23 protein-coding genes and 1 tRNA gene are annotated in these 20,807 nt (G+C 59.9%); 7 read left to right on the top strand and 17 right to left on the bottom strand.

Annotated features, from left to right (window positions below; translation table 11 throughout):
* Window positions 1–3: 3 nt before the first annotated feature.
* The 3 genes from C5L12_RS08525 to C5L12_RS08515 are packed head-to-tail and all read right to left on the bottom strand — an operon-like array spanning window position 4 to window position 4,131.
* The gene (locus tag C5L12_RS08525; RefSeq protein ID WP_105371621.1) at window positions 4–1,533 is read right to left on the bottom strand and encodes a glycosyltransferase family 39 protein; all 1,530 of its coding nucleotides are present in this window, start codon (window positions 1,531–1,533) and stop codon (window positions 4–6) included.
* Between the two features lie 59 nt (window positions 1,534–1,592).
* Window positions 1,593–3,137, bottom strand: a complete 1,545-nt coding sequence (locus C5L12_RS08520) for an ArnT family glycosyltransferase (protein WP_105371620.1) — start codon at window positions 3,135–3,137, stop codon at window positions 1,593–1,595.
* The gene (locus C5L12_RS08515) at window positions 3,112–4,131 is read right to left on the bottom strand and encodes a glycosyltransferase family 2 protein (protein ID WP_105371619.1); all 1,020 of its coding nucleotides are present in this window, start codon (window positions 4,129–4,131) and stop codon (window positions 3,112–3,114) included. The genes C5L12_RS08520 and C5L12_RS08515 overlap by 26 nt, the downstream gene beginning before the upstream one ends.
* 98 nt (window positions 4,132–4,229) lie before the next feature.
* On the opposite strand from C5L12_RS08515, the gene C5L12_RS08510 reads away from it, so the two are divergent.
* Window positions 4,230–5,192, top strand: coding sequence for a lysylphosphatidylglycerol synthase transmembrane domain-containing protein (locus C5L12_RS08510; RefSeq protein WP_105371618.1), 963 nt, complete (start codon window positions 4,230–4,232; stop codon window positions 5,190–5,192).
* Here the strand turns inward: C5L12_RS08510 and vapC are convergent, their stop codons facing one another.
* From vapC to C5L12_RS08455, 11 genes are all read right to left on the bottom strand, one after another.
* Window positions 5,193–5,582 carry a type II toxin-antitoxin system VapC family toxin gene (vapC, locus tag C5L12_RS08505; RefSeq protein WP_105371617.1) on the bottom strand — a complete coding sequence of 130 codons (390 nt, stop codon included), beginning with the start codon at window positions 5,580–5,582 and terminating at the stop codon, window positions 5,193–5,195. It lies immediately after the preceding gene.
* Window positions 5,579–5,809, bottom strand: coding sequence for a type II toxin-antitoxin system VapB family antitoxin (locus tag C5L12_RS08500; RefSeq protein ID WP_105371616.1), 231 nt, complete (start codon window positions 5,807–5,809; stop codon window positions 5,579–5,581). The genes vapC and C5L12_RS08500 overlap by 4 nt, the downstream gene beginning before the upstream one ends.
* Before the next feature lie 59 nt (window positions 5,810–5,868).
* Window positions 5,869–7,371, bottom strand: coding sequence for an AMP nucleosidase (gene amn, locus C5L12_RS08495; RefSeq protein ID WP_105371615.1), 1,503 nt, complete (start codon window positions 7,369–7,371; stop codon window positions 5,869–5,871).
* Window positions 7,372–7,445: 74 nt separating this feature from the next.
* Window positions 7,446–7,616: a hypothetical protein gene (locus C5L12_RS28070; RefSeq protein ID WP_157949005.1), complete on the bottom strand. Its 171-nt coding sequence runs from the start codon at window positions 7,614–7,616 to the stop codon at window positions 7,446–7,448.
* 263 nt (window positions 7,617–7,879) lie between these two features.
* Window positions 7,880–8,164, bottom strand: a complete 285-nt coding sequence (locus C5L12_RS08490) for a hypothetical protein (protein WP_105371614.1) — start codon at window positions 8,162–8,164, stop codon at window positions 7,880–7,882.
* A gap of 1,087 nt (window positions 8,165–9,251) precedes the next feature.
* Window positions 9,252–9,518, bottom strand: a complete 267-nt coding sequence (locus C5L12_RS08480; RefSeq protein WP_105371613.1) for a DUF680 domain-containing protein — start codon at window positions 9,516–9,518, stop codon at window positions 9,252–9,254.
* A gap of 84 nt (window positions 9,519–9,602) precedes the next feature.
* Window positions 9,603–9,863, bottom strand: a complete 261-nt coding sequence (locus C5L12_RS08475; protein WP_105371612.1) for a hypothetical protein — start codon at window positions 9,861–9,863, stop codon at window positions 9,603–9,605.
* A gap of 83 nt (window positions 9,864–9,946) precedes the next feature.
* Window positions 9,947–10,186 carry a hypothetical protein gene (locus C5L12_RS08470; protein ID WP_105371611.1) on the bottom strand — a complete coding sequence of 80 codons (240 nt, stop codon included), beginning with the start codon at window positions 10,184–10,186 and terminating at the stop codon, window positions 9,947–9,949.
* An 81-nt stretch (window positions 10,187–10,267) separates the two neighbouring features.
* A complete protein-coding gene (locus C5L12_RS08465) occupies window positions 10,268–10,492 on the bottom strand; it encodes a hypothetical protein (protein ID WP_105371610.1) in 225 nt (74 codons plus the stop codon).
* A gap of 84 nt (window positions 10,493–10,576) precedes the next feature.
* Entirely contained in the window at window positions 10,577–10,801 is a 225-nt protein-coding gene (locus C5L12_RS08460; protein ID WP_105371609.1) for a hypothetical protein, read from the bottom strand.
* Between the two features lie 549 nt (window positions 10,802–11,350).
* Window positions 11,351–11,692 carry a DUF2147 domain-containing protein gene (locus tag C5L12_RS08455; RefSeq protein ID WP_105371608.1) on the bottom strand — a complete coding sequence of 114 codons (342 nt, stop codon included), beginning with the start codon at window positions 11,690–11,692 and terminating at the stop codon, window positions 11,351–11,353.
* A 492-nt stretch (window positions 11,693–12,184) separates the two neighbouring features.
* Here C5L12_RS08455 and C5L12_RS08450 point away from each other — a divergent pair, with 492 nt between their 5' ends.
* Complete coding sequence (locus C5L12_RS08450; protein ID WP_105371607.1) at window positions 12,185–12,451, top strand: SEL1-like repeat protein; 267 nt, start codon at window positions 12,185–12,187, stop codon at window positions 12,449–12,451.
* Between the two features lie 216 nt (window positions 12,452–12,667).
* Here the strand turns inward: C5L12_RS08450 and C5L12_RS08445 are convergent, their stop codons facing one another.
* From C5L12_RS08445 to C5L12_RS08435, 3 genes are all read right to left on the bottom strand, one after another.
* Window positions 12,668–13,777, bottom strand: coding sequence for a pyridoxal phosphate-dependent aminotransferase (locus tag C5L12_RS08445; RefSeq protein WP_105371606.1), 1,110 nt, complete (start codon window positions 13,775–13,777; stop codon window positions 12,668–12,670).
* Between the two features lie 78 nt (window positions 13,778–13,855).
* Entirely contained in the window at window positions 13,856–14,716 is an 861-nt protein-coding gene (locus C5L12_RS08440) for a LysR family transcriptional regulator (RefSeq protein WP_105371605.1), read from the bottom strand.
* Window positions 14,717–15,040: 324 nt separating this feature from the next.
* Window positions 15,041–15,394, bottom strand: a complete 354-nt coding sequence (locus tag C5L12_RS08435; protein ID WP_105371839.1) for a hypothetical protein — start codon at window positions 15,392–15,394, stop codon at window positions 15,041–15,043.
* Window positions 15,395–15,675: 281 nt separating this feature from the next.
* On the opposite strand from C5L12_RS08435, the gene C5L12_RS08430 reads away from it, so the two are divergent.
* The 5 genes from C5L12_RS08430 to C5L12_RS08410 all read left to right on the top strand — a co-directional run bounded on the left by C5L12_RS08430 (window position 15,676) and on the right by C5L12_RS08410 (window position 20,642).
* Window positions 15,676–16,893 (top strand): NAD(P)/FAD-dependent oxidoreductase, encoded by a 1,218-nt coding sequence (locus C5L12_RS08430; RefSeq protein ID WP_105371604.1) that lies wholly within the window; start codon window positions 15,676–15,678, stop codon window positions 16,891–16,893.
* Between the two features lie 11 nt (window positions 16,894–16,904).
* Window positions 16,905–17,705 carry an aldolase/citrate lyase family protein gene (locus C5L12_RS08425; RefSeq protein WP_105371603.1) on the top strand — a complete coding sequence of 267 codons (801 nt, stop codon included), beginning with the start codon at window positions 16,905–16,907 and terminating at the stop codon, window positions 17,703–17,705.
* 169 nt (window positions 17,706–17,874) lie between these two features.
* Window positions 17,875–17,965, top strand: a tRNA-Ser gene (locus C5L12_RS08420).
* Window positions 17,966–18,371: 406 nt separating this feature from the next.
* A complete protein-coding gene (locus C5L12_RS08415) occupies window positions 18,372–19,442 on the top strand; it encodes a porin (protein ID WP_105371602.1) in 1,071 nt (356 codons plus the stop codon).
* Between the two features lie 174 nt (window positions 19,443–19,616).
* On the top strand, window positions 19,617–20,642 hold the full coding sequence (locus tag C5L12_RS08410; protein ID WP_105371601.1) for a porin: 1,026 nt from the start codon (window positions 19,617–19,619) through the stop codon (window positions 20,640–20,642).
* Window positions 20,643–20,807 lie beyond the last annotated feature (165 nt).

The raw sequence follows: 20,807 nt of genomic DNA, 5'->3' as shown, positions 1-20,807 counted from the left end.
CTGTCAACGGCCGATGTCGAAAACGGCATAGGCGAAGTGGTATTGGTCACCAGCCCTTCCGTAGGTATAGGGAAGCGTGACGGCACGGATCTGCGATGCATCGGGGGTGATTCCGCGCTCCTGCAGGTATTGTTCGAACTTTTGCGGTAGGCCGGCGGAGGTGCCATCGGCGGCGCTTCGCCAGGCGAAGAGAATGCGCTGATGCTCAGGCGTCGGCGGAGGTTTAAGGCCTGCGGGTGTCGAAAGCGCGAGGACGGGAACCGGCTGCAGATGAAGACGCAGGTTCCCCGCCATATGGGTGTCCAAGGTGATGACAAGCGTCGGCGCCGACGTCACCTGCGGGCGCACCTCCTCGGCCATCGAGATGAATGGGTAATTCGGGTATTGGTAGAGCCCCGTCAGCGATGCGGTGGCGACCCGGCCGAGAAGCAGGGTCGGGATGAGGGCCATCAGCGTGAACGCGACACCCCAGATCCTCCTCATCCCCGGATGCAGGTTCGTGGCCGCGGCGTCGATCTTGAGCGCGAAATAGATGGGCAGCAGGATGAGGATCGGCGTAAGCCATCGGTCGCGAACCTTTTCGACCCCGCCGAACAGGATCATCAACACGATCAGGCCGAGTGCGAAGATCAGGATCCGCCCGGAAAGGCGCGTCCAGTCGCTGCGGGCGCGGATGATCGCCGGCAGCCTTTCCCGGTAGGCAAGGGAGAAAACAGCAAGCGTCAGACCGCCGAAGCCGAGCGAGGCGAGCGCGAGCGACCCAAGGCCGTTCAGCAGGGTGAGCGCAGGCGCGCCGCCGGAGCCGGTGAGCTTGCGCATGGTATGGGCGCTGGCGGCACTGATGTGATCGACGAGCCAAAGCGCGTGGGGCGCGACGATCACGATCGCGATGGCGCCGGCGAGCAACAGCCTCCAGTCGAACAGGCGCGGCCGCCATCTGGCGTCGCTCAGGATCGCCAGGAAGGCGGCGGCTGGAAGCAGCACGAAATTATACTTCGCAATAACGCCAAGCCCGGTCGCCAGCCCGAGCAGCAGGAAAGACGAAATCGAGGGGCGTCGGACTGTGCGCAGGAAGGTGTAGAGAAACAGGGAGGCGGTAAAGATCGTCGCGACGGTGTGGCTGAGGTCCCGTTGGGCTTCGAAGGCCACTTGCGGAATGGTCAGCAGCCCTAGCACTGCGACCACGGCAATCTGTCGGTCGCGCATCACTTCCCGAGCAGCCAGAAAGTAGAAGAGGTAGGCGCTGAACAGGATGAGGTTCTTCAAGGCCGAGAGCGACGCAAGCGACAGGCCGAAAAGCTGCACGGTGGCATATTGAAGCCAATTGTAGAGCGGCGGCTGCGAGCTATAGCCCGCCATAAGCCACTGGGAAAAATAGGACTGTTCGGCCTCGTCCAGTTCCAGGTTCACCGGCAGTGCCATTCGCACCAGGAAATTGGTGATGAAATAGATGGCGATTGCTGCGAGCAGGATGACATGGCGTTCGGACGAAAGCCGGATGCCATAGGCGGCCGATCGATTTTGTTGCAGCAATATCCCCTCCGGCGCTGACCGAGAGCCGCAGCCTAGCGGGGAATTGCAACCCTAATTTTTCAGCTTCGAGGCCGATTACCTGTTCTGGGCGTCCCTGCGTCGCCGACTGTCCATGCGAAACCGAAGGTGACGGTGTCTCGCCCGCCGGAAAAGAGATAAGGTACGGCCTTGGTGGCTGTCGCCAGGCGCTCGGCGTCTATGCCGTTTTCTTGCAAATAGGCGCTCAAACCATCCGGCATGCCATTGCCGTTCTCCCGCCAGACAATCAGCCCGACCTGCCCCCTCTCCATCGTGTCGAGGAGCGGCGTCTGGCCGAAGCGAGGCCACAATATGCGCGCGCTTGGCAATTCGATCCGGGCGCTTCCGCCGAGAAACGGATCGGCGGCGATGACATAGGCAGGATTTGTATCGGCCCGTTCAGCCAGCACCTCGCGCAGGAAGGGGCCGGAGGGAAGGTTCTCCTTGTTGTACTGGCCGAGGCGTGGTCCGATAACATTGCCGAGCGCCATATAGGCAATGAAGCCGAGGGCGAGCGCAGCAACGGGAAAAAGCATCCGCGCGACGCTGCGGCTGCTGTCTGCTCCGGCTGAACCGAGCTTCAGGCAGAGATAGAGCGGCAGCAGGATAAGGAAGGGAGACAGCCATTTCTCGCTGATGGTCGTTGCGCCGAAGCCGAGGCCGATCAGTCCGACGGCGACAAGGCACAGGAGCAGCATGCGTCCGATCACGCGTGTCCATTCGCTGGCTGCCGTCCGTGCCTCGACGAGGGATCTGCGGAATGCGATCAGGAAGAAGGCAAGGACCGGCAGCGTGCCAGAAAGTATCGCCACAGCCAGCGTGCCGAGGCCGGACAACCGATCGAGGATGGGATTGCCGGAGGCATCCTCCCGCATCGCCTTGATCGTCCCGTCCGTCGCCTCGGTCAGGTTGCCGAGCAGCCAGAGCCCGTGCGGCAGGCACAGGGCGGCAGTGACGGCAAGCGCCGGAATGATCCGCCAGTCGAAGATACGCTTGCGAAGCTCCGGCTCCGGCAGGATGGCAAGTATCGCCGCCACCGGCACGATGACGAAGTTGTATTTGGCGATCAGCCCTATGCCGACAGCGAAGCCGGTTAACAGATAGAAGCCGAGGCTCGGGCGGATCAGCGTCTGCAGGAAGGCATAGAGGAAAAATGCGACGGCAAACAGCGTGGCGATCGCGTGCGTCAGGTCGCGTTGCGCCATGACGCTGACGGCCGGCATGGCGATCACGCCAAGTATGGCGACTGCGACCAGGCGCCTGTCCTTGAGCACAAGCCGCGCCGCCAGCCCATAGACAGCGCAGCAAAGGAAGAGCAGCAGGTTTTTGACGAGCGACAGGGCGAAGATCGACGGACCGGTCAGCTGGATGATGCCGTATTGCAGCCAGTTGTAGAAAGGCGGCTGCCGCCCGTAACCCATCAGGAAGAACTGCGACTGTACGAGTTGTTCGGCCTCATCGCTATTAAGCGCCTCCGAGCGCAGCATCCGCAAGGCGACCGCCAGCACGTAGTAGGCGGCGATCAGCCAAAGAACGATTTCCGGACGGCGGGCAAGCGCGTCACTGATGCGCCTGATCGCCCTCATAGACTTCCCTGACGATGTAGCTGAGCGCCGTATCTTCGCGATAATAGGTGCGGGCGATCATCTCGGCGATGATGCCGGTGGTGATCATCTGCACGGCCGACAGGAACAGCATGACGCCGATCAGGAAGAGCGGCCGGGTGCCGATGTCGTTACCCATGATGAACTTGTCGATGAACAGGTAGGTGAGGATGATCGCCGACAGTGCGCCGAGGCCAAGCCCGAGGGAGCCGAAGAAATGCCCCGGCCGCGCCTTGAAGCGCATGAAGAACATCACCGAGAGCAGATCGAGGATCACCCTGAAAGTGCGGGAAATGCCGTATTTCGAAACGCCGTGCTGGCGCGCGTGATGCGTCACCGGCATTTCGCCGATCCGTGAGCTCGGCACGACGCCCGCCACCCAAGCCGGGATGAAGCGGTGCATTTCGCCCATCAGCTTCACCTGCTTGATGACCGAGCCGCGATAGATCTTGAGCGAACAGCCGTAGTCGTGCAGGCGTACGCCGGTAATGCGGCCGATGAGCCGGTTGGCGATCCAGGATGGCACCTTGCGAAGCAGCAATCCGTCCTGACGGTTCTTGCGCCAGCCGACGAGGAGGTCCAGTTCGCGCCGCTCCAGCTCCGCCACCATGGCGGGGATGTCCTTCGGGTCGTTCTGCAGGTCGCCGTCGAGCGTGGCGATCAGCCGGCCTTCGGCCTGGTTGATGCCAGCCTGCATGGCTGCCGTCTGGCCGAAGTTGCGTTGCAAAGCCACGATCTTGAGGTCGAGGCCAGGACGGCTGAGCGCAGTTCGGGCATTGGCGATCGTGGCATCGGTGCTCCCGTCGTCGACGAGAATGAGTTCCCATGTCCCGGGATAGTTCGCCATTGCCGTCGTGATCCGCTCGATCAGCGGTCCGACGCTTTCCTCTTCGTTGAAGAGAGGCACGACGAGGGACAGTTCGATCGGTTCGGCCGTCTGGATACGGCTGGTGACCGACTCTGCTGTTGTACGCACCTTGTCTTTCTCCTAAACCTCGGGCCGGAAGCGCGCGCCGTCATGGCGACCCTAACCTGAAACTTCACCCGAAACCGTCACATGGGGCATCCTACTATATGAAGAATTATTCCGTTGCCAGCCGCCGCGCATGGATAATTCGTAACACCATGACGCTCGCAACGATCGCGATCATTCTCCTTTATGCCGCTTTCATCCAGTGGGTCTGGGGCTGGCAGAGCATCGTGTCGCTGTGGAGCGGCGCCGGCTGGAGTACCGCGCTTGTCGCTCTGGCGGCTCTCCTCGGGACCTATGTCCTGCGCACCTGGCGCATCTACGATTACTTTCCCAAAGAAACCGGCGGTCATTTCGGCACGCTTCTGCGGCTGGTGCAGGTCCACAATCTCCTGAACGTCATTCTGCCGTTCCGCACGGGTGAGGCGAGCTTTCCGCTGTTGATGAAGCGGGAATTCGGCCTGGGCCTGGCGCGGGGCACGTCCGCCTTGCTCGTCATGCGGCTTTTTGATCTCCATGCACTGCTGGCCGCGGCCGGTACCGGGCTCGCACTGGAGCTTGGTGCTGTCTGGGCCTGGGCTCTCTGGCTTGCCTTCCTGATCCTGCCGGCAATCGCCTTCGCGCTCCGCAGGGCCGCCTTCCGACTGACGGCCAAAGTTGTGCCGAACAAGGCAAGGAGCCTGCTGGGCGAGGTGGAGGCCGGACTGCCGTCCGATAGCGGCGCCTTTGCCCGCGCCTGGGGTGCCACGCTCCTCAACTGGTTCACCAAGATTGCCGTGCTTGCCTGGGTGCTGAGCCTTCTCGGCGGCCTGACGGTCGCGGCCGGTTTCGGCGGCGCTCTGGGCGGCGAGCTTTCCTCGGTGCTTCCCGTGCATGCCCCGGCAGGCGTCGGTACTTATCCCGCCGGCATCACCGCCGGCGCCATCGCCTTCGGCGCGGACACGGCCGGGGTGCCCTTGAAAGAGCTCGGCCAGGCCGCAATCAACACCCATTTGCTGGTGATCGTTTCCTCGCTGGTGGGTACGGCGCTGTCATTGCTGGTGGCAAGGCCCACGAAAGCCGAATAATCAGGCGGTCCGAAGGCCGAGATATTCGACCATCGGCAGGTAATCCTTGTCCTTATGCAACAGGCTGTGTCGGTGTTCGATGCAATAGGTGCCGATGATCATGTCTATCGTCTTCCGAACCGTAACGCCTCGATTCCGAAGAGTACGGTAATTGGCTGCCGCCTTTATTGCGAGTGAGGGAGACAGCATCTGTGCGGCGGGAAAGTCGCGGAAGTTCTGTTCGATCCAGCTGGCTTGATGGTAATCGCGAGCGCCTTGGAGCACTTCGAGCATGATGATATCGCCGACAAGAACAACGCCTTGGGCTATGAAAAAGCGCAATCTTTCCGCGACCTCGGCATCGTCTTTCCGAAATAGCGAAATCCAGACGGAGCTGTCAGCGACAATCATTCGCCGCCTTTCAAGCCCCAATCGGCAAATCTCCTCGAGTCTTTTCGCATTTCATCAAGATCGCTATCCCAGCCGATGCCTTCAAGATTGTCGACTGCGCGCATCTGCCTACGAATGCGGACCAAATCCCTCAATGCCTGCTCCACCGTCGCCTTTTTTGTCGGCAGGCCGGTCAGCTCCATTGCTTCCGTGATCAGTTCGTCATCGAGTTCGATATTGGTGCGCATGGCAGCCTCGTGTGTATGAACGTCGAAAATTATACACCAGTAGGGCCACAGTCACAACATCACTGGAACGCGGTCTCGTAGAAGCTCCGGAGCTTGCGTGAGTGCAGCGTTTCGATCGGCATGGCGGCGAGCTTCTGCACGGCGCGGATGCCGATCTGCAGATGCTGGCTGACTTGGGTGCGGTAGAATGCCGTCGCCATTCCCGGCAGCTTCAGTTCGCCATGCAGCGGCCGGTCGGAAACGCAGAGCAGCGTCCCGTAAGGCACCCGGAAGCGGAAGCCGTTTGCAGCGATCGTTGCCGATTCCATGTCCAGCGCGATCGCGCGTGATTGCGACAGCCGCTTGACCGGTCCGCGCTGGTCGCGCAATTCCCAGTTCCGGTTGTCGATCGTCGCGACGGTGCCGGTACGCATGATGCGTTTCAGTTCGAAGCCCTGGTAGCCGGTAACTTCCTCGACCGCGCTTTCCAGCGCCTGCTGCACCTCGGCAAGCGCCGGGATCGGCACCCAGACCGGCAGGTCGTCGTCGAGTACGTGGTCTTCGCGCACATAGGCATGGGCAAGCACGTAATCGCCGAGCCGTTGGCTGTTCCGCAGTCCTGCGCAATGGCCGACCATGAGCCAGGCATGCGGGCGGAGCACGGCGATATGGTCTGTGATCGTCTTGGCATTCGAGGGGCCGACGCCGATATTGACCAGCGTAATCCCGGCATGGCCCTTCTTCTTCAGGTGATAGGCAGGCATCTGCGGCATGCGGACCGTACCGGGTGTGTCGGGCTTGTCGCTGCCTGCTGGGGTGATGATGTTGCCCGGTTCAACGAAGGCGGTATATCCCTCGCCACCCTTGGCCATCAGCTCGCGCGCCCAGGCGGCAAATTCGTCGATGTAGAACTGATAGTTCGTGAAGAGCACGAAATTCTGGAAATGGTCTGCATTGGTGGCCGTATAGTGGCTGAGGCGGGCCAGAGAATAGTCGATGCGCTGTGCCGTGAATGGTGCAAGCGGGGCGGGTTCGCCCGGCAAGGCCTCGTATTCCCCGTTGGCAATCAGGTCGTCGGTGTTGTTGAGGTCGGGCGTGTCGAACAGGTCGCGCAGGGAGAGATCCGCAAGCGAGCTTGTCGCTGACGCTTCCACATGGGCGCCCTCGCCGAAGGCGAAATGCAGTGGGATAGGCGTCGCAGATTCAGACACGGTCACCGGAACGCTGTGGTTGCGCATAAGCAGGCCGAGCTGTTCCTTCAGATAATGGCGGAAGAGTTTCGGTCGGGTGATCGTCGTCGTGTAGATGCCGGGCGCTGCGACATGCCCGTATGAAAGGCGGGAATCGGCATGCCCGAACGAGGTCGTTTCGATGCTGACCTGCGGATAGCATGCGCGGTAGCGGCCGGTAACGGCCGCGCCCTTGGCGAGGCTGCCGAACGCATCGATCAGGAATTGCGTGTTGCGTTCGTAAAGCGCGGTCAGCGCATCCACAGCTTCGGCCGGATTGTCGAATACTTGGGGTTCCAGGGCGCTGGGGCTGATGAAGGGGAGAGGGGAGAGTGAAAAGATTCGTGTGTTCATGCGCTATTATAGTGGGAACTTTCTGACAATCAAACGACGCTCCCCTGTTTCGCGCCGATCTCCTGCCGGACCCGCTAAAGTGACGCGACGCAACCCGGCGTCGCGGGGTGATAGCAGGGCGCATTGGTTCCCAGATGCACCCGCAGCTCCCGCCGTCCCGGCTGCTCCACCAGTGCAACGAAAGCGAGCGCGAAGACTGTCATGATCAGCGTGATGATGGTCAGGCGGCGTGCAAGAATGGCCATGGTCTTCTCCCGGTCCCAATGGCGGCAGAATGAAGGCGGCGCACTGAACACGGGCTGAGGGGCAGATTCATCTCCGGTTCAGAATGATTGACGGCGAAGACGAGGGGTCGATCGAGGGCCGCCGGAGGATCGCCGCCCTATCGAAACGCAACACAGCCCCAACATGAAGAAAGCCGGCCTGGAAAGCCGGCTTTCTTCTATCGGTTGGCGTCCTCGCACATTGCTTGCGACCAGCGCGGGATGCGGTGCCTTGAAGCAAGTGCTTAATTATGCGGACGCATGGTGCCGTCGTAGTAGTCGCCTTCATCCTGGCCGCCGTCGAGATCGGCCTTACCGCCTGTGCTGCTATTCCAGGAGGGGGTGGTGCCATAACGGACGATGCTGCCGGTCGACATGGTGTCAACATCCTGGCCGCGGGACTGCTGGATGGTCGGCGGGGACTGCGGGATGCCTTCAGGATTGGAGTACATGTCCTGGGCGCCCGCGGCGCCTGCAAATCCAGCCGAAATGACGAGAGCGGCAATACTGGAAGTAAGATAGGTCTTCATTTCCTGTCCTTTCCTCTTTCGAAATAACGAAGCGATGCGAATGATCGCGTCGTCGAAGGTACAAATCCCTTCAAAGGCGGAACGTTCCAACCAAAATGCGTGAGAAGTTTATAAAACGACCTCTGGGTTGCGCCCAGAACGAGTAAGTGAAACGCATCTGCGCCTCTGCGATGGGAGGAGGCGCAAAAAACCCACGGCCAAGAGTATCCGCGTGATTGATTCGTGGGAAATCTTCACTTAATCTTGAACAGGATGGCCGGTTTCAGAGTCTGGCCGTCTCTACACCCGGAACGACGATTGCGACCCGTCTTTCCATTCGGTGTCTTGAATGAACTGCGAATACCAGCCGCCGAGGCGGCTGGTATTTCGGTTGTGCGCCCAGCATGGGCGCACTCTTGTGGGTGGAAGTCCCACCGTAAGCTGGTCATGGCGAGCGAAGTGAAGCGCAACTGCGGAAGGGCGACCGACCGTGGGGAGGAAGCGTGGATCGAACCTGCGGGCCGATGGACAAGAACCGGATATGAGGCGGTGCCGACCAGGGCGAGCGGGCAACATTCCGCGAAGCTCTTGTGACCAAGGGGCGGTGGCGTAAATCCGGCGGTCGTGCAGCGAAGGAATGCGTTCTTACCTGGGGAGATCTCGCCTTGTGCCTGAAAGGGCGACGGTGTCGAGCCGGAGCGAGAAGTCAGCAGAGGCCGTAGTAGGGAGCGCCTTGCGCGAACGAAGGGCCGAAGGAGCGGAAGGGAGAGCCGCTGGTTATCGGATTTGAATGGTCTCAGATGGTCGCGTCAGCGAAGCTCGCCGATCTGGAAGATAGGGTGAAGCCCGAAGGGCCACGGCAGCGAGAAATCAAATCCGCCGAACCAGAATAAGCAAACCCAGGCGCCAGGCCGGGAGAACTACGGGCCTGACGACCTCAACTGCTCCAACCGCCCGGTGCGGACCCGCATGCCGGGTGGTGTGGGAGGGGCGGAGCCAATAGGCTCCCCCCTATCCCGATTTCATGCCATTCTTTTTTGATCCCGCACGCCCTGTGATCTTGGGCCCGTAGTCTGTGCGGCGATCGTTCTTGGCTTGCATCCAAAGCTCAGTTCGGGCGGTTCACGCCGTCGTAGTAGTCACCGCTGTCGAGATCGCTGGCGCGATTGTCGCGGCTGCCGCCGTTGCTGAACAGCAGCTGGCCTTCATTGCGGTTGGCCCGGATGCTGCCGGTCCGGGTGGCGTCGACCGAAGCCGAAGCAGCCGGAACGTTCTTCTGCGTGCCCTGGTAGTAATCGCCGTCGGCAAGAGCCGCACCTGCGAAGGAAATCGAAGCGACGAGGGCTGCGGCGAGAGCGGAAGTGATCTTGGTCATTGTATTGGTCCTTTCAGAGTGCCCGTGACGTAGAGTTTGCGACCAGGCCGCGGGCGTGGTTTCGGTATCTTGAATGCGTTGCGGTTAGTTCGGGCGGTTTGCGCCCGTGTAGTAGTCGCCGCTGTCGATGGCCTGCGCGGCGTCGGTCTGGGCGCTCTGGGCGCGGGAGATCGAGCCGGTATAGCCGTAGTGGGCGGAATTCTGCGCGCCGTGAGCGGCCGGATGCTGTTCGCCGGCGGACGGCGGCAAGACGCCTTCATAATAATTGCCCTCAGCGAGAGCGGCGCTTGCAAAAGAAGCCGAAGCGATGAGGGCTGCGGCGAAAGCGGAAGTGATCCTGGTCATTGTATTGGTCCTTTCAGAGTACCCGTGGCGAAAAGTTTGCGACCCGGCCGCGGGTTTGGTTTCGGTATCTTGAATGAGTTGATTTAGTTCGGGCGGTTCGCGCCGGCGTAGTAGTCGCCGCTGTCGACGACCTGTGCGGCGTCGGCCTGGGCGCCCTGGGCGCGGGAGATCGAGCCGGTGTAGCCGTAGCTGCCGGACTGGCTGTGCTGGACGGCTGCGGGCTTCTGGACGCCTTCGTAATAATCGCCTTCAGCGAGAGCGACGCTTGCGAAGGAAGCCGAAGCGATAAGGGCTGCGGCGAGAGCGGAAGTGATCTTGGTCATTGTATTGGTCCTTTCAGAGTGCCCGTGACGTAAAGTTTGCGACCTGGCCGCGGGCTTGGTTTCGGTATCTTGAATAGTTGTTTAGTTCGGGCGGTTCGCGCCGTCGTAGTAATCGCCGGCTTCGAAGGCAGGCTGAATTTCCTTGCCGGTCTGCTGGCCGTCCCGGGCAACGCTGCCGGTCTGGATATGATCGACGGAAGCGGCCTTGGTTGCGCCTTCGTAGTAATCGCCTTCAGCGAGAGCGGCGCTTGCGAAGGAAGCCGAAGCGATGAGGGCTGCGGCGAAAGCGGAAGTGATCTTGGTCATTGTGGTGGTCCCTTCAGAGTTGCCCTTGGCGAAAGTTTGCGACCTGGCCGCGGGCTTGATTTCGGTATCTTGAATGAGCTGCGTTTAGTTAGGGCGGTTTGCGCCGTCGTAGTAATCGCCGGCTTCGAAGGCAGGCTGAATTTCCTTGCCGGTCTGCTGGCCGTCCCGGGCAACGCTGCCGGTCTGGATATGATCGACGGAAGCGGCTTTGGTTGCGCCTTCATAATAATCGCCCTCAGCGAGAGCGGCGCTTGCGAAGGAAGCCGAAGCGATGAGGGCTGCGGCGAAAGCGGAAGTGATGGTCTTCATTGTCTTGTCCTTTAGATCTATTCTCGGTCCGGCCTTGGGTTGGAACCGAGCGAATTTCTGTTTGCGATGTTCATATCGGACCGATCGGTTCGATCCGGAAGACCCTTATTTGGGATACTACTGTCAATGAAATGTTGACGATGGAATTTCGCGCCTGCGAAATGCTCGCATAGAGAGTATTCCGATAGCGAATTTGCTCTTATTTGGGTGATTAATCGTTTTAATTACAGAATGTTAATGGTTTTAAATAGCAAAATCAGATGCATAAATGAAATTTAACGAACTACATCTCATGGCTGTAAAATGTTTTCAGTTTTGACTTTTTCAGCGGCTCAATCCCGCTTTTTGTGCCTAATTAAGCGTTTCACAAAACTGTGACCTCGGCTTGTTTGCCGCTCCCGGCCCGAAAATGCGACGCCGTTTTCGTGATCACCCTGCCTTTTGATGATGCGTCGCAGCAAAAAATATTGCCAACTCTTGGCCTCTAAAACGAATGGCCGCCACGATTGTCGCGGCGGCCATTCGAAATACACCACACCGCCTCTTGTTTTAGAGACGCGTCCAGGTCTGCGACTTGCAGAGGATCTTGAGGACGCAGCCCTTCATCTTGAGTGAATTGCCGGAGACCGATCCGGAGCCGCTATAGGTCTTGTCTTCGGCAGGGTCGGTGATCTGACCGCTGTACTCGCCATCCTGACCGGCAAGCCGGCCGATTTGCTTGCCGGCGTGCTTCCCGGTTTTCAAGGTTACACAGAAGGCGCTTCCGCATTTGCCGATCACCGCCGTCTCGCCGCTTGCCGTCTTCCAGTTGCCTTCGATCGGTTCGGCGGCGAGAGCCGCTGTGGCAGCAAGTGCAAACGCGGTAGCGAGCACCAGTTTTCCCAAAGTCATGAATTCTCCTCCTTCTCGGCCGCTGGGGATTCTCTCGATCCTCGCGGCAACGCTCCTCGACGCCGCGCTCCTCTGCGCAAGCTGCAAAAACCTAGCTTACGCTCACGTAAAGGTAAATAGCTTCATTCGCGGGCCATTTTTGAGGACTTGCGACATGAATTTTAGACGCCGGCCCACACGTGAATGGCATTCGTGGTTAGCGCGGGGTTTAAATCAATTTCTCAACATTTCGTAAAAATCCTCGCGGAATCCTTAAGATGCAAGGCATCTGATGTTTAACAAAAAGCCAAGTTTACCAACTATTTGAACTTTGTTTTCCGCAAGTTAAGCATGCTTTTTAGGCGTCTCTTGGAAGGTTTGCGGGATAGTGGGTCCAACAAAACGAGCGGGGCAAACCGCCGGCCAGAAGGATCGAAAAGAGCCGCTTGAAGACGGTGATCCCGATGGAAACAGGGCAGAAGAAAATGACAGGCTTTAACAGGGTTCAAACCGATGGCACGCTTTGAAATGCACAATTCCGGAATGGCCACCATGGGTGGCGATACCCGCGCCGATACTTTTTGCGATATGGGCCTCATGTATGCGACTGGCCGTGGTTGCGAGGTCGATCTTGTTTCCGCTCATAAATGGCTCAACATCGCTGCGATCAAGGGGTCAGAGCGCGCCGCCGAGCTGCGTGCCGATCTTGCTCGGACGATGAGCAAGATGCAGCTTGCTGAAGCCCTTCGCGCTGCCCGCGAATGGATGACGATGCACTGAACGCCGGTTGACCGGCCGGGTGAAGACCGGACGAAGATGAAATGAGGACCGGATGGGGCCACGCAAGATGGCCGGCGGAAGAAAAATGAGGGATGGGGGATTCGGCCCTGACGGGGAGCCGAAGCTCGAAAATCGAGACCGCGATCGGCAGAAACAAGGCCGGCGCGGTCTTTTTCCATTTTTCCAGGCGCGTATCGAGCGTCGTTGGGCAGGGCCTCAGAGGTTCTGCAGCACCTTCGGCAGCGCCTCTTCAAGAAGCAGCATGTCAGATTCGGGGCCGGTGCTGATGCGGATGCAGCGATTGAGCGGCGCGACGCCCGGCATGCGAATAAAGACGCCGTGTTCCATCAGCCCGTCGACAATAGCGCGCGCATGGGCACCGTCGCGCCCGCAGTCGATCGCCACGAAATTCGTCGCGGAAGCCAGGGGCATCAGTCCGTTCGCCTCGGCGATGCGGGCTATGCGCTCTCGGGACGCCTTTATCCTGCCGATCACGTCGAGCAGGTAATTCTGGTCCTTGAGCGCCGCGATCGCGCCGCTGACGGCGACGCGGTTCATCCCGAAATGGTTACGGATCTTGTCGAAAGCCTGCGCGGTGCCGGGCGTGGAGATCGCGTAGCCCACCCGGGCGCCGGCCATGCCGTAGGCTTTCGAGAAGGTTCGCGTGCGAATGATATTGGGCCGGTCGATCAGATCGGTGATTGCTGGCATTGCGTCGGCCGGCCCGGTTTCGCAATAGGCCTCGTCGAGAATCATCAGGCAGGTTTCAGGCAGCGCCTTTGCAAACGCCACGATATTGCCCGCGTCCCACCAGCTCCCCATCGGATTGTCGGGATTGGCGAAATAGACGAGCGGCGCATTTTCGCGGCGGACCGCCTCCAGCAACCCGTCGAGATTTTCGCGGTCGTTGACGTAGGGAACCGTCATCAAGCTACCGCCATGGCCGGCCACGTGGAAGTTGAAGGTGGGATAGGCCCCGAATGAGGTGACCACGGGCATGCCGGGTTCGATTACCATGCGGACGATAAGTCCGAGAAGGCTGTCTATTCCTTCGCCGATCGCCAGATTTTCCGCCTTGCAGCCGATATGGGCCGCCAGCGCCTGTTTCAGTGCGAAATTTTCCGGGTCCGCGTATTTCCATGTTTCGCCGGCTGCGGCGCATATCGCCTCGATAACCGAAGGCGCCGGGCCAAAGCCGTTTTCATTGGCGCCGATGCGGGCTTTCACGACAAGGCCGCGATTGCGCTCGATGGCTTCCGGCCCGACGAAGGGAACGGTGGCGGGCAGGGCGCTGATCAGCGGCGTGAAACGTGAGAATGCGGGCATGAACTAAGTTCCGGTTTTCTAAAGCCGGCACACAATAGGAGCGAATCGGTTAGGCGCAAGCCTTCTGTGACCTGATTGTCACCTCTCGCCGCCAAAAGTTTTCTCCTCCCGTTTGAAAAGCGCGCCGAGCCTCTCGATCACCTGGCGAACTTCTGGCCGGTGCCTGTCGTCGTCATGGGCGACAATCCATATCGTGTGGGTGAGTTCGGGAATGGTGCTGCCCTCGCGGACCACGGTCGGGACCGAATCGCCGACGAAGCATGGGAGAACGCCCTGGCCATTGCCGCTTGCAATGAGGCGTAGCAGCAGATCCGGCGAGCTGGTCCAGGTGCGGATCTCGGCCTCGTGATGCTGGAAGACCCATTTGTCGGCCGGCGCATGCGAGCTTTCGGTGCCGAGCGATACCCAAGGAAGGTCGGGTTCTCCGGCAAGCGTGCGTGCTCGATAGACCGCATGGCTGACGGCGACGGAGCGGCGGATCGCGATATTGCCGGATTCGGGGCGATACCCGACGATTCCCACATCCGCCTCGCGATAGGTGAAGTCCATGCCCTTGTGGAGCGACTTGCAGCAGAGCCGGAAACGATCCTCCCTGGTTCTGATCTCCGGTGAATGGTCCGCCACAAAGCCGGCAAGCCAGGCATCCGCGCCGATCGAAACGATCGGCATGGCGAAAGCCTGGCCGTTCCAGTCCGCGATGCTGTCTGCGGTTTTTTGCATCGTACGAACGTGTTCGAGCAAGGTCTCTCCATCCGGCGCCAGCCGGTAGCCCTGCTGGCTGCGCACGAAGAGCGTCCGGCCGGTGGTACGCTCGAGCGCCAGCATCCGCCGCCCGATCGTCGGCGCGCTGATCCCGGTTCGGCTCGCGGCACCGCTGAGTCCGCCTTCGTTCGCCACATGGAGAAAGAGCTTCAGATCGTCCCAGTCCGCTTCCGTCATTCAAGGCACCTTATGGCGTCACCGGCGATCGTTCCATCGTTCATGGATGAAAGGCGGCTTTCGTCGACGCGTCTACAACGAGGGACGGCAAAGCATTAGCTCCGCGTCATCACATTATAGATGGAGATGTCCCTATGCTTCTCAACTGGGTAACGCTTTGGAATAGAGTGAAGCACGAAAATGACAGGCGCCGGCCGCATTCACTGGCCGATCCGCTAGAAGGCGCTGAATGGCAGGGTTTCCTGTGGGCCGTACCCGCTCTTTCGCGGCTGACGTCCGGCGCCGGACGGAAACGGGACGATGGCGTCCGCAATGGCGCAAGGGTCAGTGGCTTATCTCGAAGCTCAGCCGCACGACATGGTGGAGGAATTCGGCATCGATCAGCATATTGAAGCCGACGGTTACCTTTTCTTCCTCCCGGCGGATCACGGTGCAGCCGATATCGTCGTGAATGCCGATGATTTCCAGGAAGAAATTGTTCGGTACCTGCAGATGCGGGCTGATTTCCAACTCGGCTCCGTAAAGCGAGATGGTGCGGATCAGGCAACGGATGCTCTTCTTGGTGCTCAGGTGACGGCCGACGAGGATGATCTTGCCGGGCCGGTCGATCGTGAACTTTTCGAAAGCCTGTTCGCGAGAGCCTTTTAGTTTTTTGTCCTGGTCCATCACAAAGGGCATGAAACCCTCCTTCTTCACTCCTGGCATCACAATATTCCTCCTTCGCTGACACATTCTGAAACAGAAAGATTAAATTCGAGCGATTCATCTGAAATAGCGCCGGAATCGGACGCGGACGCCTCTGGACGACGCCTTTTCCCGGTGGAGTGAGCACTCGATAAGCGAAAGCGGGTAATTGCCGATGTCGCGTTGTTGACGGTTCGGTGTCGCGGCGATACCCCTTGCGGTCGGATCGATGCTGCTATTGCAGCACGAAGCATGAGCGGCGTGGGGAGCAAAGCGTGACGGGCAGGTTGGTAATTGTCGGCGCAGGGCAGGCGGGTTTCGCGCTGGCGGCGAAGCTTCGGGCCTTGAAGGATGAACGGCCGATCACGATTGTGGGCCTGGAGAACGTGATTCCCTACCAGCGCCCGCCGCTCTCGAAGAAATACCTCCTGGGCGAGATGGATTTCGAAAGGCTCACCTTCCGGCCCCACACCTGGTATCCGGAAAACAATGTCGAGCTTCTGTTGTCCACCTATGTCGAGGAGATCGACCGCAAGGCAAAGCGCATACGCATGCAGGACGGCGCGTTGCTCGATTACGATACGCTCGCCCTTGCGACCGGCTCGACGCCGCGCACGCTGCCCGCAAGTGTCGGCGGCGATCTCGACGGGGTCTACACGGTGCGCGACAAACGCGATGCCGATCTCCTGGCGGGCGAGATGCGGCCCGGTCGCCGGCTCCTTATTATAGGCGGCGGTTATATCGGCCTCGAGGCGGCGGCGGTCGCCCGCCATCTCGGCCTCGAAGTGACCCTCATCGAAATGGCCGATCGCATTCTCCAGCGCGTCGCGGCGAAGGAAACGGCGGACGTGATGCGTGCCATCCATCAGGCTCACGGGGCCGTTATCCGGGAAAATACCGGGCTCCATCGTCTCGTCGGCGAGAACGGCAAGGTGCGCGCCGCCGAGCTCTCCGACGGCAACACGATCGAGGTGGATTTCGTCATCGTCGGCATTGGCGTCACGCCGAACGACCAGCTGGCGCAGGATTGCGGCCTCGACGTCGGCAACGGCATTATCGTCGACAAGTTCGCCCGCACCTCCGATCCGTCAGTCTTTGCGATGGGCGACTGCGCCATGCTGCCCTGGAAGGGCAGGCGAATCCGTCTCGAATCGGTACAGAACGCGGTCGATCAGGCGGAGGCCGCGGCGGCCGTCATGGCCGGCGGCAACACGCCCTATGATGCAAAGCCATGGTTCTGGTCCGACCAGTATGACGTGAAGCTGCAGATCGCGGGCTTCAACATGGGATATGATGAGACGCTGGTGCGGCCGGGTTCGCGCGAGGGAAGCCTCTCCGTCTGGTATTTCCGCGAGGGACGCTTCATCGCCGTCGACGCGATCAATGACGCCAAGGCCTATGTAACCGGCAAGAAGCTGCTTGAAGCCGGGATCGAGCCCGCAAAAGCGGTTCTGGTCGATCCTACCACCGATCTCAAGCAGATGCTCGCCTGAAGGACCTGCCCATGCCCGCTCCGACGAATCGATTCAAGGCGGCTCTGAAGGCTGGAAGCCAGCAGATCGGGTTGTGGCTCAATACCGGCGAGCCGCTGATGGCGGAAATCGCCGGCAAGGCCGGCTTCGACTGGCTGGTGATCGATGGCGAGCATGGGCCGAACGACCTGCGCAGCATCATGGCGCAGCTGCAGGCCCTTTCGTCGTCCCGGTCGGAGGTGGTCGTGCGTCCGCCGGTCGGCGAAACCTGGATGATCAAGCAGCTCTTGGACATCGGTGCGCGCACGCTCCTGGTTCCGATGGTCGAATCGGCGGAGCAGGCGAGGCAGCTGGTGCGTGCGGTTCGATATCCGCCCCACGGCATTCGCGGTGTGGGCGCCGCCGTGGGCCGCGCCTCCGGGTTCAATACGATTCCCGACTATGCAGAGACGGCGGCCGACGAAATCTGCCTCATCGTCCAGGCCGAAACCATGGCGGCGATCAGCGATCTCGAAGACATTCTGGCGGTTGACGGTGTCGACGGCGTTTTCATCGGCCCTGCCGATCTCTCCGCCGACATGGGATATCTGGGCCGCATGGAGGCGCCGCAGGTGCAGGACGTCATCGAGAGCGCGATTCGGGCGATCGTGAAGGCCGGCAAGGCAGCCGGCATCCTCACCTTCAGCGAATCACTCAATCGCCGCTATCTCGATCTCGGCGCCACATTCGTGGCGGTTGGCGCGGATGTGACGGAGTTTTCAACCGCACTCGGAGCACTTGCCGGCCGCTACGGGCGCGGTGCCGGCGCGGCAAAACAGAGTTCCGGCTACTGAGGAGCCCCGGGGGCGGATGACCGCACGATTCTCCCGGCATCCCCTTTAAGGCAGCCCGCTCGTTGATATCGCCGCCGCAGCGGCAATGTAGCTGCTCCATGTAAAACTTTGGCCCAGTATCACAAAAGCCTTGCATTCACGGGGCCTTCGACATAGTTAGACCGGCGACGGAGAGGTGGCCGAGTGGTCGAAGGCGCTCCCCTGCTAAGGGAGTATACGTCAAAAGCGTATCGTGGGTTCGAATCCCATCTTCTCCGCCATTCCAGGCCCGGCGCTCCGGAGACATCCCTCCATTTCCAGTATTCGATGACCGCAGCGACTCGTTATCGAGGCTTGTCCGCGGTGTGGCGCGCGATTCTTGTTTCCCAAGTTTTGAGGTGCGCTAAGTGCCTGCCGGATAAGCTCTTTCTTAACGAAGCGTAAAATTTGAGGCAGCCCGGCGGCGGCTTTGTGTCCTTTCAGCAACAGACTTTACGGAAGCAGGTCCCGGAACCCCGTCCGGCAGCAGTTCCGGATTGCATGGTCATCTTCCTCTTGTATTTTCACATTCGGAAGCGAGGCGGTGGATCGTCCTTCTTCTGGTAATCGACGGGGATGGGGCAGGGAACGCTGTCCTTCAGCAATAAGAACCCAGACCCACACGAAACTTTTGACTGGAGGTCAAACATGAACATCAAGAGCCTTCTTCTCGGCTCCGCTGCTGCCCTCGCAGCAGTCTCCGGCGCTCAGGCTGCCGACGCCATCGTAGCTGCAGAACCGGAGCCCATGGAATACGTCCGCGTTTGCGACGCATTCGGCACCGGCTACTTCTACATCCCGGGCACCGAAACCTGCCTCAAGATCGGCGGTTACGTCCGTTTTGAAATGCAGCTCGGCCAGACCGGCCCGCTCGGCGCCGGCGTTTACCCGGTTGTTGGCGATGACGACTACTGGGATGCAACCGGCCGCGCTCAGCTCGACGTGACTGCAAAGTCCGATACCGAACTCGGCACGCTGACGTCTGTTGCTTCGCTCCGTTGGGACTACGGCAACAACAGCGTCTGGACGGACAACTCGAACTCCGTCTACATCAACGAAGCCTACATCCAGCTCGGCGGCTTCAAGGTCGGTCGTTTCTACAACCCTTGGGATAAGGGTCTGAACGGCGAGCAGGACGCTATCGCTTCCAGCAACACCACCCGCATGAACTCGATCGGTTACTTCTACACCGGCGACACCTTCTCTGCTGGTGTTCAGGTTGACGAACTGTCCCGCTCCACGGGTCAGGAAGTCGGTGTTGAAGCTATCGTTTCTGCCAAGTTCGGCGCTGTAGCCTTCGACCTCCTCGGCGCGTATGACTTCGGTGCTGAAGAAGGTGCAATCCGCGCTCTCGTTTCTGCTGGCGTTGGCCCGGGCACGCTGCAGGCTGCAGTTGTCTACTCCACCGGTCTCGGTGAAGACTTTGCTCTCGGCTCGCAGTTCAACAACGCCTACTACGATGAAGGCGAATGGGCTCTGGCTGCCTCCTACGCCTTCAAGGTCAACGACAAGCTGACTTTGACTCCCGGTGCTACCTATGTTTGGAACACCGAAGTTGATGCAGATGGCGACTGGGGTGGCGACGATGCATGGCGCGCTGGTCTGACGGTTGACTACAAGATCGTCGAAGGCTTCTCGGCCAAGACCTCTGTAGACTACAACGAAAACTCCGTCACCGAATACTGGCGCGGTTTCGTCCGTCTCGACCGTACGTTCTAATGACAAGAAGACTCCCCCGATCCGTTCGGGGGAGTCTTTTTTATAATAGTGGCGGCCTTCAGGCCTCCATCTGGGGAGCTAAGCCGGGGAAAGAGGCCGTTTTTCGGCCTTAAGTTGTTTGGTCGCCTGCGGCCAGACTGGATTATATTTGAAAGTTTGACTGGAGGTCAAAGAATGAACATTAAGAGCCTTCTACTCGGTTCGGCAGCTGCTTTGGCGGCTGTATCCGGCGCCCAGGCCGCAGACGCGATTGTTGCAGCAGAACCAGAACCCATGGAATATGTGCGCGTTTGCGACGCGTTCGGTACCGGTTATTTCTACATCCCCGGCACGGAAACCTGCCTCAAAGTCGGCGGTTACGTCCGTTTTGAGGTTGGTTTCGGCGATGACGCATACGATGGCGGCGCTGGCACCGATGACTGGGACTCCTACGCTCGCGCTCAGCTCGACTTGACCGCAAAGAGCGATACCGAGCTTGGTACGCTGACCTCGGTCACGTCTGTCCGTTTTGACTACGGCGATGACACGATTTGGACGAGCAACGCCAACGATGTCTACATCAACGAAGCCTACATCCAGCTTGGTGGCTTCAAGGTCGGCCGTTACTTCAACTGGTGGGATGCAAACGACCTGCCGGGCGAACTCGACAACCTCGGCTCGAACCGTCTGAACTCGATCGCTTACATCTACACCGGCGAAACCTTTACCGCTGGCGTTCAGGTTGACGAACTGTCTCTCGTTACCGGCCAGGAAGTCGGCGTGGAAGCTGTGGTTCAGGCCGCTCTCGGCCCGGCTAAGCTTGAAGTTCTCGGCTCTTGGGATTTCGGCGCTGAAGAAGGCGCTGTCCGCGCAATCGGCTCTGTAGCCGTCGGTCCGGGCACCTTCTATCTCTCCGGCGTCTATTCGACCGGTGACAATGCCTATTACGGCTCGGAAAACGACGCCGGCGAGGCATCTGTCGCTGTCGCATACGCCTTCAAGGCAACCGACAAGCTGGAAATCATTCCGGAAGCCCAGTACATCTGGAACACGGAAGTTGATGCCGACGGCGAGTTCTTTGGCGACGACGTCTGGGGTGCCGGTGTAACCGTCAACTACGAAATCGTTGAAAACTTCAACGCCAAGGTTGCCGTGAACTACCAGGATCGCGGCGACGACGACAGCGTCCAGGGCATCGTTCGCCTGCAGCGCGACTTCTAATCCAACCTTTCGGATGACATTCGGAAGCCCGGCCATTGCAGGCTGTGTGGAAACGATTGGCAAATCAGTTAAGATGGCCACCTCGGGATCGGGGTGGCCATTTTCATGGGATATATTTTCGGTTTGGATCGGGAGCAGGCATCGCTTTTGCCAGCTCGGATTGAG

The organism is Neorhizobium huautlense (assembly GCF_002968575.1).
Lineage (GTDB): Bacteria > Pseudomonadota > Alphaproteobacteria > Rhizobiales > Rhizobiaceae > Neorhizobium > Neorhizobium huautlense.
Note: the sequence above shows the minus strand (reverse complement) of the source record. Positions and strands in the feature narration are given on the sequence as shown.